Here is a 17304-nt window from a genome sequence, read left to right as displayed (position 1 = left end):
AATCGGGGATACCGTCGAAGACGATCACCGGTTAGGCTCCTCCGGCGTTTGTCGGGGGAACGACTGAGGTGGGGGAACATGGTTGACGTTGACGATCCCGCGTCCGAGAGGGACCGGAGACCCTGGGTCCAGGCGCTCGTGGCGGTACTGGTCTTCGGGGGGACGGCGGGAGTCCTGTTCGGGCAGAAGGCACTGGAGGGCTCCTCGGACTCGGGACCGGCCACGTGCTCGTACGATGACGAGCCGGTGTCCGAGCGCGTGTCCGCGAAACAGCTGTGCAAGGCGCTGAACCGATCGGACCTGCCCGCGCTCCTCGGCACACCGCAGGAACAGGCCGAGACCGCCTACGGGTCCGAGAGTTCGTTCAAGGACGCCGACGGCAAGAAGACCCCCTCACCCGATGCGGAGGTCTCGCTGAAGACGTACTCCGTGAAGCTGTGGGCGTCGGACGACGATCTGCGGGTCGGCGAGTTCTCCGGACTTCTCGGCAGGTCAGCGGAGTCGAAGACGATCCTCGGTCACCCCGCGGTCCTGTTCTCGGGCCAGACCATCGGCCTCAAGATCAATCTCGGCGGCGGCAAGATCGACACCGGCCCGGGTGGCATCGCCCGTCATCTGCTGGTCGCCCGTGACGCCAAGGACGGGGGCGGCTCGTTCGAGGTCGCCATCTGGCGCCAGGACGACGTACCGCCCGACGACACGGCACTGCTCCGCGTCGCCGAGCGGGTGCTGCCGACGGTCCCCGGCTGGAACGGCGGCTGAGGCCGGTCTCTGTCACGTGCGCTTGCCGAGCAGGCGCGGGCCCTGCGTCGCGGGCCGCGATCCCGTGTCCTCGGGCAAACCGTCGTCCGCGCCCTCCACCGCGTCATCCGGGTCGGCGGGTCCGCCCCTGCGCGTGGCTCCCACCGAGGCGAGGGCCACGGCGCCGACGCCCGCCCACTGGGTCGCGGCGAGGTGCTGGCCCAACAGGAGCAGACCCATCAGGGCGCCGACCGCCGGCTCCAGGCTGGTGAGCACACCGAACACGCGAGGCGGGAGCCGACGCAGCGCCTCCAGGTGGAAGGTGTACGGCAGGACGCTGGAGAGGACGGCCACGGCTGCGGCCAGGGCGAGAGTTCCGGGGGCCAGGAGCCGACCGCCCGCCTGTGTGATGCCGTAGGGCAGGCTCAGCAGGGCCGCCCAGGTCACCGCGACAGCGAGACCGCGTCCGTCGGGAACTCGCTCGGCCAGCCGCTTGCCGACCAGGATGTAGCCGCCCCAGCAGCAGCCGGCGGCGGTGGCGCAGGCGACGCCCACTGCGTCGAGGGCGGTCGCGGAACGGCTGAGCAGCACGACTCCGGCGGCCGCCAGGCACGCCCACAGCAGATCGGGCACGCGCCGCGAACCGCACAGGGCGATGACGAAGGGGCCGAGGAACTCCAGGGTGGTGGCGGCGCCCAGCGGCAACCGGTCGACCGCCTCGTAGTAGGCGAGGTGGTGCAGGGCGAGCAGGGTGCCCGCCACCGCGGCGATGCCCAGGGTGGCCCGGTCGCCCCGGATACGGGGCCGCCACAGGGCGGTGAGGACGACGGCGGCGATGCACAGCCGCAGGGTCACCACCCCGGCCGGCCCCACGGCGGGGTACAGCCGAGTGGTGAGCGCGGCCCCGCCTTGCAGGCCGAGCACACCGCCCATGACGAGTCCCGGGGCGGGTACGGCACCGAGCCCTCGGCTGATGGCCGTGGCGGCGCGAGCGCGGGGGGTGTGGAGCCGGCTGATGAGGGGCCTCCTTCCGGCGGCCCTGCCTGCAGGGCACGGGGCCGCCTTCCTTGGTGGATCATTGCCGGGCTGCCGCCTGCCCCAGGGGGCCGGGCGGGGCCCGGAGGACGGCTTACGACGTCACGCGGCCGAGTCCGCGTGCACGGCGGGTCGCTGCGTTCGCAGGATGCCGCGCAGGCTCAGGAGCCGCTGCGTCAGGGGTGCGATGTCCCTGGCGTGGCAGACTTCGGCCAGGTCCGGCAGACGGGCGGTCAGAGCCTGGTGGGCCCGTGGGCCGAAGCGGACCTCGCCGGACGGGCACACCGTGACACCGTCGTGTGCGGCCATCCTCGTCTGCCACGCCACCGCATCGTCCCGCGTGAGGCCGGCAGGCAGGTCGAGGCCGATGCGGCCACCGGTGATGCGGACGGGGTAGCCGCCGGGCAGTCCCAGCGGCCCGGGCAGGTCGGCGTGCACCTCCTGTTCCGCTGCCAGCCGGGCGGCGAGCACCGCGGCGGTGTGTCCCGTCACCGCGTTCAACTCCTCGCGGGAGCAGGCGCGGTGGGCCGAGAGCAGTTCCCCGACGTGCGGCACCGGCCGGTCGTCCAACCAGACGCGGGCCTCGTCCGAGGCATCGGCGGGCTCGTGCAGATGGGCGTGGTGGGCGAGCACCCTGAGCCGTTCGCCGTCCTGCGGCCGCAGTACGGCGCGCAGGGACGCCGCCAGCGTGGCGGAGTTCCCTACGCCGCAGAACACGGGCAGTCCCTCGGCATGCAGCAGGGGGTTGACCGCGTCGGGGTAGCAGGCGTTGACGAACAGCGAGGCGACCCGGCTGCGCCGGATCGCCCGTGCCACGCTCCGGGCCAACACGGCGTGCAGCGGCAGAGCGATGCCGAAGCCGCCGGCCGAAAGCAGGTCCGTCCACGCCGACGCAGCCCGTGTGGTCTCCCAAGGCGACTGTACGGAGGCGCAGTTGAGCACGACCCGGGGCCGGGTGCGGGCCAGGACCGCGGTGAGCGCCTCCTCGTCGGCCGCGTCGACGGGCTCGGCCGTGAATCGGGTGGGGGAACCGGAGACCGCTGCCCGGGCGCCCGCGATGCAGGCGATCTCGTGTGCGGCCCGGGCGGACCGGGCGAGCACGGTCACCGTGCCGGGCGACGGCACGGCCGCGACGGCAAGTGAGTAACAGATGGCGCGGGCCAGGGACCCGCCCCCCACCACGGCGATGCCCTCCGCCTCCCGGTGCCGGAGGGCCTCTTCGGTCGTCATGCCGTGACCCGCTGGGCGATCTGGATGCGGCGCAGGTGGCGTCCCGTGTCGGTGAAGGAATTGCGGGCGTGCAGCATGCGCCAGTTGTCGAAGACGAGCATGTCGCGCCGCTCGTACTGGATCGCGACATGCTCCCGCTCGAAGTACGCCTTCGCGTCGTCGAGCAGCGGGCCGATGCGCTCGTCGGCGCCGCGGACCAGGTTGTTGAAGGAGTAGCGCACGATGCTGCCGTCGGGGTGGTCCTCGATGACCGGGTGCTCGGGATGCAGGTCGAGGCCGAGGTGGCGCATCGCGTCCGTGGTCTCCCAGGTCCAGATCCGCTCGCGCAGGAAGGAACGGTCCTCCTCGGTGAGCGACCCGGTCCAGGCGTGCGCGTCGGCGAGCGTGGTCTCACCGCCGGCTCCCGTGTTGGGGGTCTCGCACCACAGGGCGAGGTAGCGCGGGGGCAGGCCTTCGAAGTCATAGCCCTCGGAGTGCGGGTAGAGGGGTTTGGTGTTGCCCGCGTGGTAGAACTCGTCCATGCCCGGTTCGGGTCGGACGTCGCCGACCAGGACGCCGGTGTACTGGGGGACGAAGTCGCCGAGCCGCTTGCAGAAGGCCACGGGATCGAAGGTTTCGGGTACGCGGCTCATGAAGACGTAACCGTGTCGGTCCATCAAGGCGTGGAAGCTCTGCCACACCATGTCGTCGGCGAGCGGTGCTCCGTTGAAGTCGGTCAGGGACAACAGGCTGTCGGCGTGCCTGGGCATGGTTCCTCCTGTGTGTGGTCCGGTCCGTGGCCGGTTCAGCGGGTGGCCGTGGCGCGGACCGCGTCCTCGATGTGGCCCGCGAGTTCCGTCACGTCGGCCGCGGCGCGGCGGTGTGCCTCGGGGACCGGCCGGTAGTCCTGGTCGCCGTAGCTGCCCGAGCCGTGGATCAGCAGGTCGTCGCTGTCCGGGAGCAGCCCGCGGTCGGCGGCGTTGAGGGTGCCGGTGACGGCCATGACCAGCGACCACTCGCGCAGCCTGCGGGGATCGGCGGGCAGGGCGAGGCCGGCGGCGGCGAGGAGCGCACGCACCTCGGCGTAGCGGCTCAGGCACTCGTGCAGGGAGACGACCACGCCACCCCCGCCGTGTGCGGCGATCAGTGGGTCCATCCGGGCGGAGGTGACGGGGCGGCGGGTGTAGAAGGTGGGGTCGAGCTGTTCCTCGGGATGGAAGGTGGTCGTCGGGAAGTGCGGGTCCTCCTCCTGCCGGTAGAGGCCCGCGGCGGTGTCGAAGCGGTACGCCGGAAGGTTCGCCCGGTCGTGGGTGCCGTGGCGCAGGCTGAGCACCATGTCAGGGGTGCCGAGGTGCTGGACGAGGAAGTAGCGGGCCTGCGGCAGGCTGCGTCCGCCGGCCGTGACCGTGCGGTGGCCCAGCTCGTGTCCGAGCAGTCCGAAGGCGCTGGAGACGGAGTGCACATGGGTGCGGCTGTGCGTGCCGTCGTCGCCCGTGGGAAGCAGGTCCCGCTCGGCGAAGGCCCGCAGGACGTCCGCGGCCCGGTAGTTGTCGAGCCCCAGGGTGTACCAGACGCGTGTGCCGTACTGCCTCCACAACCGGTCGGCGTGGGTGACGGCGAACTCGGTGGCCAACTCCTTGACCGCGGCCGGTTCCTCGCAGGGGTGCACCACGAGGGGGTTGCGGCGGCGCAGTGCGGGGTCCTCGCTCAGCGGTGACGCCCACAGCTTGGCCGTGGACTGGGCCGGCACCACGGCGGCGATGTGCAGCTGATCCGCCGTCACCAGCCCGCTGTCGACGGCCCGGTGGACGGCGTCGCGCAGTGCGGTGGCCTTGTTGGCGGAGGACGGGGTCACGATCAGGACGCGCTCGCCGGTCTCGGTGATGTGGCGCACCGCCCGGGCGACGATCACGAGCGAGGCAAGGGTCTTGGTGGTGCGGGTCGCCGGGTTGCCCATCAGGTCGAGCAGGCGCAGGCGGTGGCCGCGGTAGGCGGGCAGGTCGGCGACGCCGATGTCGGAGACGGCGAAGAAGCGTTCCAGAGCGGGGCTGGGGTCGGGCAGCCGGAAGGCCGGCGCGAACATCGGGGCCCCGCCGGGGCCGTCGGCACGGTCGTGTCCGAGAGCGGTCAGCGCCTGCCGCAGTTCGGCGTCGTAGTGCGTGAGGGCGCTCTTGAGGACCGTGGCGGTGGAGGTCTGTGCGGATGCGGAGAGGGTGGGGGTCACGTCGTTCCCGTTCAGGTCGAGGGACGGTCGCCGGGGCGGCCGTTCTGGGGGCTGCCGGGCAAAGGAGGGTGTGGGGGGCGGGTGCGTGCGGGGCCGGGCCCCGGGGCCGGGCGTGGCCCCGGGACCCGGTCCGGGTCAGGCTCCGGCGACCTGGTCTCCGCGGATCAGGCCGCTGCCCGGCGGGACCTCGGCCGGGTCGCCGCCGAATCCGGTGATCTTGTTCTTGCCGTCGACGAAGACGATCTTCGGCTCGAACTCATCGGCCTCCTCGGGGGTGACGGAGGCGTACGACACGATCAGCACGAGGTCGCCGACCTGTGCCTGGCGGGCCGAGGGGCCGTTGACGCCGATGACGCCCGACCCTCGGGGTCCTTCGATGACGTAGGTCGACAGGCGTGCGCCGTTGGTGACGTTGACCAGGTCGACCTTCTCGTGACGGCGGATGCCCGCCGCTTCCATCAGGTCCGCGTCGATCGTGATCGAACCGACGTAGTTGAGGTGGGACTGGGTGACGGTGGCACGGTGGATCTTGGCTTTGAGTGTCTCGAAACGCACGGTGGCCCTTCGCGATTGCGTCCGGTCAGTCGATGATCTCGGTGTCGCGACGGAAGGGAGCGTGGCATGCGCCGAGCACAGGGACAACCCCCGAACGATCGACGAAATCCGAAGTAAAGAACGGGATTTGACCTTGCGATCGCATCTCCAGGACCGTGATCACTGCCGCCCACGGGCCTGCCTATTCAGTGGCGCGCTCACCGGGGAAGGGTCACACCTTTGCTGGCTCTTTGCAGAACGTATCAGTTGCCTTCTGGGGCTCCGCATAGCCTTCTGTCATGCGCGTCGACTACTCACCCCAGTCCCTGGACCCGAGAGCGTTCTACCGGTTGCTCACCGCGGTGGTCGTGCCCCGGCCGATCGCATGGGTCTCGACCCTGACCGCGGACGGCAGGACGGCGAACCTGGCCCCGCACTCGTTCTTCACCGTGGCCTGCACGGCGCCGCCGATCGTCCAGTTCACCTCCGTGGGCCGCAAGGACTCGCTGCGCAACGTCGAGGAGACCGGGGAGTTCGTCGTCAACTTCGCGCCCGAGCAGCTCTTCGAGCAGATCAACGCGACCGCGACCGACTTCCCCAGGCACGAGGGCGAGTTCGACGCGGTGGGCATCCGGCCCGAGCCGTCGCTGCGGGTGAAGCCGCCGCGCGTGGCCGCCTCCCCGGTCGCACTCGAGTGCACGCTGCACTCGACGCTGCGGCTCGGCGACTCGACGGTGGTGTTCGGCCAGGTCGTGCACGCGGCCGTCAGTGACGACGTCCTGACGGACGGCCGGCCGGACATCGGACTGCTGCGCCCCCTGGCCCGGTTGGGCGGGAACGAGTGGAGCACGATCGGGGAGGTGCGCGAGGCGGCGCGCGTACCGTACCGGGAGTGGACGGCCGACTGAGGACGGCCGCGTCCGCGTCCTGCCGGACAGGCCTCAGGTCAGTACGAGGACGAGCGGGATGCCGTGGCAGGGCACCAGCCGCAGACCCGCGTACTCGGCGGGTGTGGCCTCGGTGAGCAGTTGGCCGAAGTCGGGGCCCTTGGTGAGCGAGCCGGCCAGGTGGGCGGGGTCGGCGGAGGCGGCGACCCGGCCGCGGGCGTTGACCAGGTGGGCGGGCCGGGGCAGCCGCCGCAGCAGCGGGAGTACGGCCGTCTCGAAGTGCCGTAGGTACACGTCGGCCGCGGCGACGCCGGCGAAGCGCCCCTCGGTCTCGACCGGTGCGGACAGGGTGAGGCTGTACTCGTCGGAGCAGAGGTAGTCGACGTACGGCCCGGCCACGGCGCGGCGCCCGGTGTCGCGGGGCAGGGCGAACCAGTCCCAGTGCGTGTAGTCGGAGTACGCCGAGTGCCCGGGGTCGAGGTCGAGCAGCAGGGGTCGTACGTCACCGTCGGCGCCCGTCTGCCACCACTCGAGCCATGCCGGTACGTCGGTCAGCAGGCCGGGGGCGGCCACGAAGCCGACACCGGAGACCAGTTCCTGGCGGGTGAGCCGCTGGTGCAGTCCGGGGCGGAGGGCGGCGAGGTCCGCGCTCGCGGGGCGACGGCCCTGTGCGGCCGCCTTGACGAGCAGGGCCGCGGTGTCGGCCCGGGTGGCGGCGACGGCCTCGAACACCGCCTCCAGCGCACCGCCCACCTGTGAGGCCACCCACGCCTCGGCGTCCGTGTCGAGCGTCGCGGCAGCCGAGTGGACCTGCCCGGGGCTCCAGCCCATGGTGTCCTCCAGCGGGACGGGAACCGGAAGCGGCCCGTTCAGAGGGTGAGGCGTACGGCGACGAGCCGCGCAGTCGACTCCCTGACGCACCGCTCGGCCAGCGTGCCGGCCGATTCGTGGGCCCCATCTTGCACGGCCGAGATCACGGAGCGGTGACGGTCCGCCACTTCTTCACGATATTCGCCGCTCCCCAGGACCAGGCACAGCAGCGCACCCACCTCGCTCTGCAGCGCGACCTGCTCACGGGTGAGCCGGGCGGACTGGGCGGCCGCGGCGAGTTCCACGTGGAAGCGGCCGTACAGGCGGCTGCGCGCCGCCGTCTCCTCCGCGTGCGCCAGCTCCTCGGCCGTACGGCGCAGGGGGTGGAGGTCCTCGGGGTCGGTGCGCTGGGCGGCGAGGCGGGCGGCGGCGCCGGACAGGGCGGCCCAGTGGTCACCCAGGTCGCGCAGTTCCTCGGTGCTCCAGCCGCGCAGCCGGGCCTTGAGCCGGTCGTCGGCGGGGACCTCGGGCAGCGACACGAAGCTGCCGCCGCCGCGGCCCCTGCGGGTGGTGACCAGGCCCTGCTGCCTGAGTGCCATCAGCGCCTCACGCAGGGTCACCGTCGACACACCGAGCTGTCCGGCCAGTTCGCTCTCGCCGGGAAGCTGCTCGCCGTCGGCGAGGAGCCCCAGCTCTATGGCGTCGCCGATGCGGCGGACGACCGTGTCCACGCGGGCCCGGTTGTCCACCGGCGCGAAGAGGGCCCGGCGGGCGCCGCCGCCCGCTCCCCGGGCGCCGCCGTCGATCTCGTGCTGCCTCACGGCCACCACCTTGTGCGTTGACTCAAGCTTTACCCTAAGGGGACCTTGAGCTTAGAACTATGACTTCATATGTTTGCGGTCAACGTAGAGCGCGCCAGAAAGGTTCCCGCATGGAGGGAATTGCGATCCGGCTGCAGGACTTGCGGAAGTCGTTCGGGGAGACGACCGCCGTGGCCGGTGTGGACCTGGAGATCCGGGACGGGGAGTTCTTCTCCATGCTCGGCCCCTCCGGCTCGGGGAAGACCACGGTCCTGAGGCTCATCGCCGGGTTCGAGACGCCCACCGCGGGCCGGATCGAACTGGCCGGGCAGGAGGTCACCGGCCTCGCCCCGTTCGAGCGGGACGTGCACACGGTCTTCCAGGACTACGCCCTGTTCCCGCACATGACGGTCGAGCAGAACGTCGCCTACGGGCTCAAGGTCCGCAAGGTGCCGAAGCCCGAACGCCTCGTCCGCGCCCGCAAGGCGCTCACCGAGGTCCGTCTGGAGGGCTACGGCCAGCGGCGCCCCGCCCAGCTCTCCGGCGGACAGCGCCAGCGCGTCGCCCTCGCCCGCGCCCTCGTCGGCCGCCCCCGGGTCCTGCTGCTCGACGAGCCCCTCGGCGCCCTCGACCTGAAGCTGCGCGAACAGATGCAGGTCGAACTCAAGGCACTCCAGCGGGAGGTGGGCATCACCTTCGTCTTCGTCACCCACGACCAGGAGGAGGCCCTGACGATGAGCGACCGCATCGCCGTCTTCGACCAGGGCCGCATCGCCCAGGTCGGCACACCCGCCGAGATATACGAGCGCCCTGCGACCTCCTTCGTCGCCTCCTTCGTCGGCACCTCGAACCTGCTGGAGGGCGAGGCGGCCCACCGGATCGTCGGCACGCCCGGCACGTACAACATCCGCCCGGAGAAGATCCGTGTCCTGAAGGAGTCCGCCGAGGGGGACGAGCCCGGACACGCGACCGTCGCCGGCACGGTCGCCGAGGTCGTCTACCTCGGCGACGCCACCCGCTTCCTCGTCGACCTCGACGGCGGCGGCCGCCTCACCGCCCTCCAGCAGAACCTCGAGACCTCCTCCGAGGACGTCGCCGCCTACCGCGGCGCCCGGGTGTGCCTCCAGTGGCACCGCGGGCACGCCGTCCGGATCCCTTCCTGACCCCCTACTCCCCCGAACCCTCCGCTCCGCGCAAGGCTCCCTCACTCATGGAGAACGTCGTGCGTCTCACCCGAACCCTCGTGGCCGCGGCCGGCACCGCGGCCCTGCTGCTCACCGCCGCCTGCAGCTCCTCCGGCAGCGGCTCCTCGGCCACCGGCCTCAATCCGCCCGACCTCAAGGCCCCGACGAAGCTCGGCAAGACCGAGGGCCAGGTCAACCTGATCGCCTGGGCGGGCTATGTCGAGGACGGTTCCAACGACCCCAAGGTGGACTGGGTCAGCGACTTCGAGAAGCAGACCGGCTGCCAGGTCAACTCCAAGGTCGCCGCCAGCTCGGACGAGATGGTCAAGCTGATGAAGACCGGGGAGTACGACGCCGTCTCCGCCTCCGGGGACGCCTCCCTGCGCCTGATCGCCTCCGGCGACGCTGCCCCCGTCAACACCGACCTCGTCCCCAACTACAAGGACGTCTTCAGCGGCCTGAAGAACGGCTCCTGGAACTCGGTCGACGGGCAGATGTACGGCATCCCGCACGGCCGGGGCGCCAACCTGCTGATGTACAACACCGAGAAGGTGAAGCCTGCGCCCACGTCCTGGTCGGCGGTCTTCGACGACGCCCCGAAGCACCAGGGGCACGTCACCGCGTACGACTCGCCGATCTACATCGCCGACGCGGCGCTGTATCTCAAGGCCACCAAGCCCGAACTGAAGATCAAGAACCCGTACGCGCTCGACCAGAAGCAGTTCGACGCCGCCGTGGCCCTGCTGAAGAAGCAGAACGCGAACATCGGCGAGTACTGGAGCGACTACCTCAAGGAGATCTCCGCCTTCAAGAGCGGGGACTCGGTCGTCGGCACCACCTGGCAGGTCATCGCCAGCCTCACCGCCGGCGAGGGCGCCAAGGTCAAGGCGTTCGTCCCGAAGGAGGGCTCGACGGGCTGGTCGGACACCTGGATGGTGTACGCCAAGGCGAAGCACCCCAACTGCGCCTACAAGTGGCTCGACTGGATCGTCTCCCCCAAGGTCAACGCCCAGGTCGCCGAGTACTTCGGCGAGGCCCCGGCCAACTCCAAGGCCTGCGCCGAGACCAGCGACAAGAGTTTCTGCACGACCTACCACGCCGCCGACGAGGGCTACTGGAAGAACATCGCCTTCTGGAACACGCCCATCGAGCAGTGCCTCGACGGCCGCACGGACGTCAAGTGCGTGCCGTACGCGAAGTGGGTGCAGGCCTGGACCGAGATCAAGGGCTGAGCCGTGACGAGTGAAGTGACGCCCGCCGCCGGACGGGGCACCGTCCGGCGGCTCGCCGGAGCGCTGCACACGAGACCCCGGCTCCGCCTCGCCCTGCTGCTCACCGCGCCGTTGCTGTGGCTGACCGTCCTCTACCTGGGCTCGCTGACGGTCCTGTTCGTCTCCGCGTTCTGGACGACCAACTCCTTCACCTCCCAGGTGGTGAAGGTCTGGTCGACGGACAACTTCCACGCCCTGTTCACGACCCCGGTCTTCCGTCAGGTGATCCTGCGCAGCGTGGGCGTGGCGTTCGCGGTGACCGTGCTGTGCGTCGTGATCGCCTTTCCGGTCGCCTTCTACACCGCGCGGGTGGCCCGCCCCAAGTGGCGCCCGCTGCTCGTGGTGGCGATCCTCACCCCGCTGTGGGCGAGCTATCTGGTGAAGGTGTACGCCTGGCGGCTGATCCTCTCCGAGGGCGGCCTCGCCGACTGGATGCTCAAGCCTTTCGGCCTCAGCGGACCGGGCTTCGGCCTGCCCGCCACCGTGCTCACGCTGACGTACCTGTGGCTGCCGTACATGATCCTGCCGATCCACACGGCCCTCGAACTGCTTCCGGGCAACCTGCTCGACGCCTCGGCGGACCTCGGGGCGAAGGCCGGCCGCACCTTCCGTTCGGTGGTGCTGCCCATGGTGCTGCCGTCCGTGGCCGCCGGCTCCGTGTTCACCTTCTCGCTCAGTCTCGGCGACTACATCACCGTGCAGATCGTCGGCGGCAAGACCCAGCTCGTCGGCAACCTCGTGTACTCCAACATCGAACTCAACCTGCCCATGGCGGCCGCGCTCGGCACCGTCCCCGTACTCGTGATCGTCCTGTACCTGCTGGCGATCCGCCGTACGGGTGCCCTGACCAGCCTGTAGGAGAAGAGCGCCATGCATCTCAGCCGCACCGCGCGCACCGCCCTGCGCATAGGCGCCGCACTCGGCTTCGCGGTGATCTACGTCCCGCTCCTGCTCGTCCTCGTCAACTCCCTGAACCCCGACCGCAGTGCGAGCTGGCCACCGCCCGGATTCACGCTGCACTGGTGGTCCGTGGCCCTCGACAACTCCGGCGCGCGCGAGGCTCTGTGGGTGTCCGTGAAGGCGGGCCTGGGCGCCACCGCGATCGCGCTGGTCCTCGGCACGCTCATCGCGTTCGCGGTGGCCCGGCACCGGTTCTTCGGCCGCGACACGGTGTCGTTCATCGTGGTCCTGCCGATCGCGCTGCCCGGCATCGTCACGGGCATCGCGCTCAACTCGGCCTTCGGGACCGTCCTCGCGCCGCTCGGTGTGGGCCTCGGGCTGTTCACCGTGATCGTCGGCCACGCCACCTTCTGCATCGTGGTGGTCTTCAACAACGTGGTGGCGCGGCTGCGCCGTACGGCCTCCTCGTACGAGGAGGCGGCGATGGACCTGGGGGCGACCACCTTCCGCGCCTTCGCCGACGTCACCTTCCCGCTGGTCCGCTCCGCGCTGCTGGCCGGCGGCCTGCTCGCCTTCGCCCTGTCCTTCGACGAGATCGTCGTGACGACCTTCACGGCGGGACCCGGCATCGAGACCCTCCCCATCTGGATCTTCGACAACATGACCCGGCCCCAGCAGGCGCCCGTGGTGAACGTCGTGGCCGCCGTCCTCGTTCTGCTGTCGGTCGTCCCGATCTATGTCGCCCAGCGGCTTTCCTCGGACACGGCGACGTCGAGCCGGGTGTGAGGGGCACCCGCGAGGGGGACCCGCCCCGGACACCGCGGCGACCCCAAAAGTTCACCCAAGTCCCGGGCAACCCTCGCCACTTACCGGGTGTCTCCGGATCGCCCCGGCGGCCCCCGCGAAGTACGCGGACGACTTCAACGGCGACGGCTACCGCGACTATGCCGCCTTCTCCTACGGCCCCGACTCCTCCGCAAGGACGGCGGGGTCCTGGTGACCTTCGGGACCGCGAACGGGCCCGGCACGAAGACCCAGTTCATCGACCAGTCGAGCCCGGGCGTCCCCGGCACCGACGAGACCGACGACGACTTCGGCACCGTGCGCACCGCGGCCGACTTCAACGGCGAAGGCTACGGCGACCTGGCGGTGTCCGCCCCCCACGAGGACGACGGCAGCCACAAGGACGAGGGTGCGGTCACCGTCCTGTGGGGCTCGCGCACGGGCCTTTCCGGCGGCACCGCCGTGCCGAACAAGGGCTCCCGGGGGTCGTACGACGACATGGGCAACGACACGGCCACCGACGACTTCAACGGCGACGGCAAGCAGGACCTGGCCGTCGCACCGTGGACGGGGAGATCATTCCGGGCATGCTGCAGTAAGGCCGGAAGCGGCTTCCGGGGCATGCGGGTCGGCCCGGCCCGGGCTCCGCGGCGCGCGGGGCGGCCGGGTCCGGGCTCCGCGGCACGAGGCGCGCCCGGCTTCGGCGGCGGCCCGGGGAGGGCTTTCGTAGGCTGAGGGTGCCCGAAACTCCTTTGGGAGGTGTGCCCGCAGGCGGGAGACGGTCGTGATCGAACTGGCCTCGGCGTTCGCCGTCGCGGGAGCGGCGAGCAACGCCGTCGGCACGGCGTTCCAGCGCAAGGCAGCGTCCACGAGCCGTCGCGGCGGGGTGCGGCTCCTGGCGGAGCTGGTACGCCGGCCGGCCTGGCTGATCGGCATGACCGGGGTGGTCGGCGCCGCGCTGTTCCAGAGCCTGGCCCTCGTCAACGGCCCGCTCGCGCTGGTCCAGCCGCTGTTCATCCTGGAGCTTCCCTTCGCCCTGCTCGTCGCCGGGCCGCTGATGCACCGCCGGCTGCCCCGCTCGGGCTGGTGGGGTGTCGGCGGCGTGGTGACGGGCCTGGCCGTCCTGCTCACGGCGGCCGCCCCGCACGGCGCCACCTCCCAGGCGCCGCTCGTGCGGTGGATCCCGGCGCTCGGCCTGTGCCTCGGCGGAATGGCCGCCATGGTCCTGCCGGCCGGCCGGGGGCGACCGGCGGTGCGCCGTGCCGCGCTGCTGGCGGCCGCCTCGGCCACGGGCAACGCGCTGACCGCCGCGCTGCTGAAGTCGGCCTCGGGTACCTTCGCCGACCACGGCTTCCTGGCGTTCCTGCGGTCCTGGCAGACGTACGGCTTCGCGGTGACCGGCGCGGTCGCCGTGCTCCTGCTGGAGAACGCCCTGCAGGCCGGTCCGCTGGCGGCGGCGCAGCCCGCGCTGACCATCGGGGACGCGATGGTCAGTCTGGCCCTCGGTATCGCCCTGTTCGGCGAACGCATCCGCACGGGCTGGTGGCTGGTGCCCGAAATATGCGGTGCCGTACTGATCGTCACGGGCGTGGTGGTCCTGAGTCGAGCCGTCCAGCAGCTCGCCGTCCGTTAAGTCCACGAAAGGGCAATCAGTCCTTCATGGTGCCTAATAAATACCCCACACCCTCACGGCTCGGCCGCACTCCCGTTGACTGTCGTTCAATCAATAACCTCTGCGGCGAACATGCAACGGTTACCGTTCGACTCCGCGTTGTGAAGGTTCCCCTATCTCAGTGATAGCATCCCCGCGTCTGCGACCTTGGTCGACTCGGCTCAGGCGCTGTTTTGAGATCGGGCCGGTTCTCGACACGACGGCGACCGAGTCGTGCCAAGCGGTTGTGCCACGGATTCCCCCGATCCGTCCGCCGACGACTGCAGGCTACATATAGGAAAGGTTTCCATGAATCGAGACGCACTCGTGTGGTGCCTGGTTGCGGCGACGACCATCGCCGTCGCCGCGGCCCTGGTGCTCAGTCGTCGCAACAAGGCCATAGCGGCGAAGAAGCAGCAGGCCGAGGCCGCGCTCACGCAGCGGCTGAGCGAGGCCGACGTGCAACTGGCCGCCTTAAGAGCGCAGTTGCAGCAGCACCAGGACGAGCACGACAAGACCATCCAAGAAGCCGAGGAGGCGGCCGAGGAGAGCACCAAGGCTGTTCTCAAGGGTTCCGCGCGCTTTCTGCAGAGCCTTGCCGCGGAACAGCTGGCGCTTCTTGAGGAAATCCAGCGCAAGTACGGCGGCCATTCCGTCCTGAGTGATTTGCTGGAAGTCGGTCACGCCAATGCGCAGATGGCTCGCAAGTCACAAGGTATTGCAGTTATGTGTGGCGCTCCGCTGGGTCGCCGCAATAGGCCCGCGAGCGTTTATGACGTGGTGCGCAGCGCGCAGGGTCAGATTCGCAACTTCCGGCGCGTCGAAATCATGCAGCAGACCGGTTTTGCATTGAAGGCATCGGCCGTTTCTCCGGTCGCGCTCGCCGTCGCCGAACTTCTCGACAACGCTGCCAGTTTTTCTCAGCAGGGTTCGCCGATCGAGGTCACTTTCCAGCGGGTGCAGAAGAACCTGTGCATCGTCATCGACGATGCCGGTGTCGGTATGAACGACGAGGACCGGCAGAAGGCCTCCGCGTTGCTCTCCGGTGACTTCCGGCCCCGTCTCTCGCATCTCGGCAACCAGCCGAAGTTCGGTTTCCCCGTCATCGGCCTGCTCGCGCAGCAGTACGGATTCCGGGTGGACGTGACCGGTGTCTCCCGCTACGGGGGCGTGCGCGCTGTCGTGTTGCTACCGGAGGAGCTGTGGACCGAGGAGGAGGCGGCCCCGGCCGAGGACTCCCAGGTCAGCGGTATCCGCGGCAGCGTCGGCCGGCCGGAGCCCGTCAGTCGTACCGCGCACGGACTGCCGCGGCGTGGCGCCCGCCAGGTGCCCATCGCCAGCGTTCCCGACCGGAACAGCCCGGAGCCGCCCGCCGCGGCGCCGGAGGACGCAGGCCGTGCCGCGGGCCGGAGCCTCGGAGCCTTCCAGCGCGGCACGCTCTCGGGCCGCAACCTCGCCTCGGCGCCGTCCGAAGGGTCCGATGAGGCATGACCACAGACCTGTCGTGGATGCTCGAGGACATCGTGCACAACGTGCCGAAGGCGCGTCACGCCGTCCTGCTGTCCGCGGACGGCCTTCCCCGGGGCGCGACCGACGGCCTGGCCCAGAAGGACGTGCGGACGATCTCCGCCGCCATGGCCGGCATGCAGTCGCTCAGCCGTGCGACCTCCCACTTCGCCGGGCCGGGGGAAGACAGGCAGTGGAACCAGACGATCATCGAGTTCTCGCACGGCTGGATCTTCCTGATCGGCGCCGGGCAGGGCGCCTACCTGGCGGCGGCCGCGGCGCCGGACGTCGACATGCAGCAGATCTCCTTCCGCATGCACCGGCTGGTCGCCCGGCTCGGCAACAACCTCACCTCGCCGCCCCGGGTGCACGCGGACGGCCTCGCCGGGCAGTCCGGCGCGGGCCGGGCGCAGCAGGAGACGGGCGGCAGGGGGATCCCGATCGCGGACCTCGACGAGGTGGTCGCCGAGGTGCAAGGCGCCCGCCACGCAGTCCTGTTGGGCTCCGACGGCCTGCCCCGCGGCGCCACCACGGGAATGAGCCAGGACCTGGCGGACACCATCTCCGCGGCCATGACGGGGATTCACGCCTACAGCCGGGCCACCTCGCAGTTCGCCGGTGTGGGCCAGGATGCGCAGTGGCGGCAGACAGTGATCGAGTTTCAGCACGGCTGGATCTTTCTCATCTCGGCCGGCCGCGGGGCGTTCCTGGCCGCGGCGGCCGAACACGATGCCGATATCGAGGAGTTCACCACCCGGCTGCATCAGGTGGTGCCCCGGCTGAGCGCATATATGGCACCACTCGGGGAGGCGAGCCGTACGTGAATGACGGGCCGGATCAGGAACTTGAGCTGACCTCAGCATTAGTCCCGCTCTTCGTGATCACGAACGGGCGAGCCCTGCCCCCGGACAATGCCTACGAGCGCACCACCCTGGTGTCCGCGCAAGAGGGTGCCACTGCTTCGGCTCGCACGCTTTCCCCGGAGGCGAGGCAGGTTCTGGAGCTGGTGACGGAAGGTTTTCTCTCCGTCGCCGAAGTGGCCGCCCACACGCATCTGCCCCTGGGGATCGTGCGGATTCTCCTGGCGCAGATGGAGGAGAGCGGTCTCATCATCGCGCGGAAGCCCGTGCCCCGCGCCGAACGTGTCGACCGAGAAGTGCTCAACGCCGTACTCGACGGCCTCAAAGCCCGATTCGGAGCGTGATTCGTGTACCTGGATTCAGGTGTCCTCACGGCGGTGAAGATCCTCGTGGTGGGGCACTTCGGGGTCGGGAAGACCACGTGCATCGGCAGCATCTCCGAGATCGAGCCCCTGCGGACCGAAGAGGAGATCACCGAAGCCAGCCTGGGCTTTGACGATCTGTCAGGGACTCCGGACAAGACCACCACGACGGTCGCCATGGACTTCGGCCGCCTGACCATCAGTGACGAGGTGGTGCTGTACCTCTTCGGCACGCCGGGTCAGGAGCGCTTCAAGGAGATGTGGGAGGAGCTGTCCAGGGGGGCACTGGGCGCGCTCGTCCTCGTCGACCCGGAACGGCTGTCGGAGTCCTTCCCGGTCCTGGACCTGGTCGAACGGTTCGGCCTGACGTATGCCATCGGCGTCAACCACTTCGACGACACGACCAACTACCCGCTCGCGGAGATCCGCGAGGCGCTGAACCTGTCCGACCGGACACCCGTCGTCTCCTGCGACGTACGGGACCAGCAGTCGTCGGCGCAGGCCCTCATCACCCTCGTTCACCACCTACTGTCCCTTCTCGACTAGG

Annotated in this window: 19 protein-coding genes; 12 read left to right on the top strand and 7 right to left on the bottom strand. The window is 70.4% G+C overall.

What is annotated here, in order from left to right; translation table 11 throughout:
- Positions 1–78 precede the first annotated feature (78 nt).
- Entirely contained in the window at positions 79–762 is a 684-nt protein-coding gene (locus ACIF83_RS24055) for a DUF6215 domain-containing protein (protein WP_393484149.1), read from the top strand.
- A 12-nt stretch (positions 763–774) separates the two neighbouring features.
- Here ACIF83_RS24055 and ACIF83_RS24050 read toward each other — a convergent pair whose 3' ends face one another.
- The 5 genes from ACIF83_RS24050 to panD all read right to left on the bottom strand — a co-directional run bounded on the left by ACIF83_RS24050 (position 775) and on the right by panD (position 5764).
- The gene (locus ACIF83_RS24050) at positions 775–1674 is read right to left on the bottom strand and encodes an EamA family transporter (RefSeq protein ID WP_399729776.1); all 900 of its coding nucleotides are present in this window, start codon (positions 1672–1674) and stop codon (positions 775–777) included.
- A gap of 204 nt (positions 1675–1878) precedes the next feature.
- Positions 1879–3006: a hypothetical protein gene (locus ACIF83_RS24045; RefSeq protein ID WP_399729773.1), complete on the bottom strand. Its 1128-nt coding sequence runs from the start codon at positions 3004–3006 to the stop codon at positions 1879–1881.
- On the bottom strand, positions 3003–3755 hold the full coding sequence (locus tag ACIF83_RS24040; RefSeq protein WP_398141191.1) for a TauD/TfdA family dioxygenase: 753 nt from the start codon (positions 3753–3755) through the stop codon (positions 3003–3005). The genes ACIF83_RS24045 and ACIF83_RS24040 overlap by 4 nt, the downstream gene beginning before the upstream one ends.
- 35 nt (positions 3756–3790) lie before the next feature.
- Positions 3791–5209 (bottom strand): DUF6002 family protein, encoded by a 1419-nt coding sequence (locus ACIF83_RS24035; protein ID WP_399729770.1) that lies wholly within the window; start codon positions 5207–5209, stop codon positions 3791–3793.
- A 135-nt stretch (positions 5210–5344) separates the two neighbouring features.
- Positions 5345–5764: an aspartate 1-decarboxylase gene (gene panD, locus ACIF83_RS24030; RefSeq protein ID WP_393484134.1), complete on the bottom strand. Its 420-nt coding sequence runs from the start codon at positions 5762–5764 to the stop codon at positions 5345–5347.
- Between the two features lie 278 nt (positions 5765–6042).
- On the opposite strand from panD, the gene ACIF83_RS24025 reads away from it, so the two are divergent.
- Positions 6043–6651 (top strand): flavin reductase family protein, encoded by a 609-nt coding sequence (locus tag ACIF83_RS24025; protein ID WP_393484131.1) that lies wholly within the window; start codon positions 6043–6045, stop codon positions 6649–6651.
- A gap of 33 nt (positions 6652–6684) precedes the next feature.
- On the opposite strand, the gene ACIF83_RS24020 is transcribed toward ACIF83_RS24025, so the two are convergent.
- A complete protein-coding gene (locus ACIF83_RS24020; protein ID WP_393484128.1) occupies positions 6685–7461 on the bottom strand; it encodes a cache domain-containing protein in 777 nt (258 codons plus the stop codon).
- Positions 7462–7499: 38 nt separating this feature from the next.
- Positions 7500–8261, bottom strand: a complete 762-nt coding sequence (locus ACIF83_RS24015; protein WP_393484126.1) for a FadR/GntR family transcriptional regulator — start codon at positions 8259–8261, stop codon at positions 7500–7502.
- 110 nt (positions 8262–8371) lie between these two features.
- Here ACIF83_RS24015 and ACIF83_RS24010 point away from each other — a divergent pair, with 110 nt between their 5' ends.
- From ACIF83_RS24010 to ACIF83_RS23965, 10 genes are all read left to right on the top strand, one after another.
- Complete coding sequence (locus ACIF83_RS24010; RefSeq protein WP_393484123.1) at positions 8372–9403, top strand: ABC transporter ATP-binding protein; 1032 nt, start codon at positions 8372–8374, stop codon at positions 9401–9403.
- A gap of 59 nt (positions 9404–9462) precedes the next feature.
- Positions 9463–10656, top strand: a complete 1194-nt coding sequence (locus ACIF83_RS24005; RefSeq protein WP_393484121.1) for an ABC transporter substrate-binding protein — start codon at positions 9463–9465, stop codon at positions 10654–10656.
- Positions 10657–10659: 3 nt separating this feature from the next.
- A complete protein-coding gene (locus ACIF83_RS24000) occupies positions 10660–11553 on the top strand; it encodes an ABC transporter permease (protein WP_399729765.1) in 894 nt (297 codons plus the stop codon).
- Positions 11554–11565: 12 nt separating this feature from the next.
- Positions 11566–12381, top strand: a complete 816-nt coding sequence (locus tag ACIF83_RS23995; protein ID WP_399729762.1) for an ABC transporter permease — start codon at positions 11566–11568, stop codon at positions 12379–12381.
- Between the two features lie 210 nt (positions 12382–12591).
- On the top strand, positions 12592–13113 hold the full coding sequence (locus tag ACIF83_RS23990) for an FG-GAP repeat protein (protein WP_399729759.1): 522 nt from the start codon (positions 12592–12594) through the stop codon (positions 13111–13113).
- Positions 13114–13162: 49 nt separating this feature from the next.
- Positions 13163–14011 (top strand): DMT family transporter, encoded by an 849-nt coding sequence (locus ACIF83_RS23985; RefSeq protein WP_399729756.1) that lies wholly within the window; start codon positions 13163–13165, stop codon positions 14009–14011.
- Positions 14012–14338: 327 nt separating this feature from the next.
- Positions 14339–15520, top strand: coding sequence for an ATP-binding protein (locus ACIF83_RS23980; protein ID WP_399729753.1), 1182 nt, complete (start codon positions 14339–14341; stop codon positions 15518–15520).
- On the top strand, positions 15517–16359 hold the full coding sequence (locus tag ACIF83_RS23975) for a roadblock/LC7 domain-containing protein (protein ID WP_398141199.1): 843 nt from the start codon (positions 15517–15519) through the stop codon (positions 16357–16359). The genes ACIF83_RS23980 and ACIF83_RS23975 overlap by 4 nt, the downstream gene beginning before the upstream one ends.
- Positions 16356–16739, top strand: coding sequence for a DUF742 domain-containing protein (locus ACIF83_RS23970; protein WP_145884578.1), 384 nt, complete (start codon positions 16356–16358; stop codon positions 16737–16739). The genes ACIF83_RS23975 and ACIF83_RS23970 overlap by 4 nt, the downstream gene beginning before the upstream one ends.
- Before the next feature lie 3 nt (positions 16740–16742).
- A complete protein-coding gene (locus tag ACIF83_RS23965) occupies positions 16743–17303 on the top strand; it encodes an ATP/GTP-binding protein (RefSeq protein WP_393484100.1) in 561 nt (186 codons plus the stop codon).
- Position 17304: the final 1 nt, after the last annotated feature.

This window comes from Streptomyces sp. NPDC085866 (assembly GCF_044541035.1).
Lineage (GTDB): Bacteria > Actinomycetota > Actinomycetes > Streptomycetales > Streptomycetaceae > Streptomyces.
This window is presented reverse-complemented; position numbering and strand designations above follow the sequence as displayed.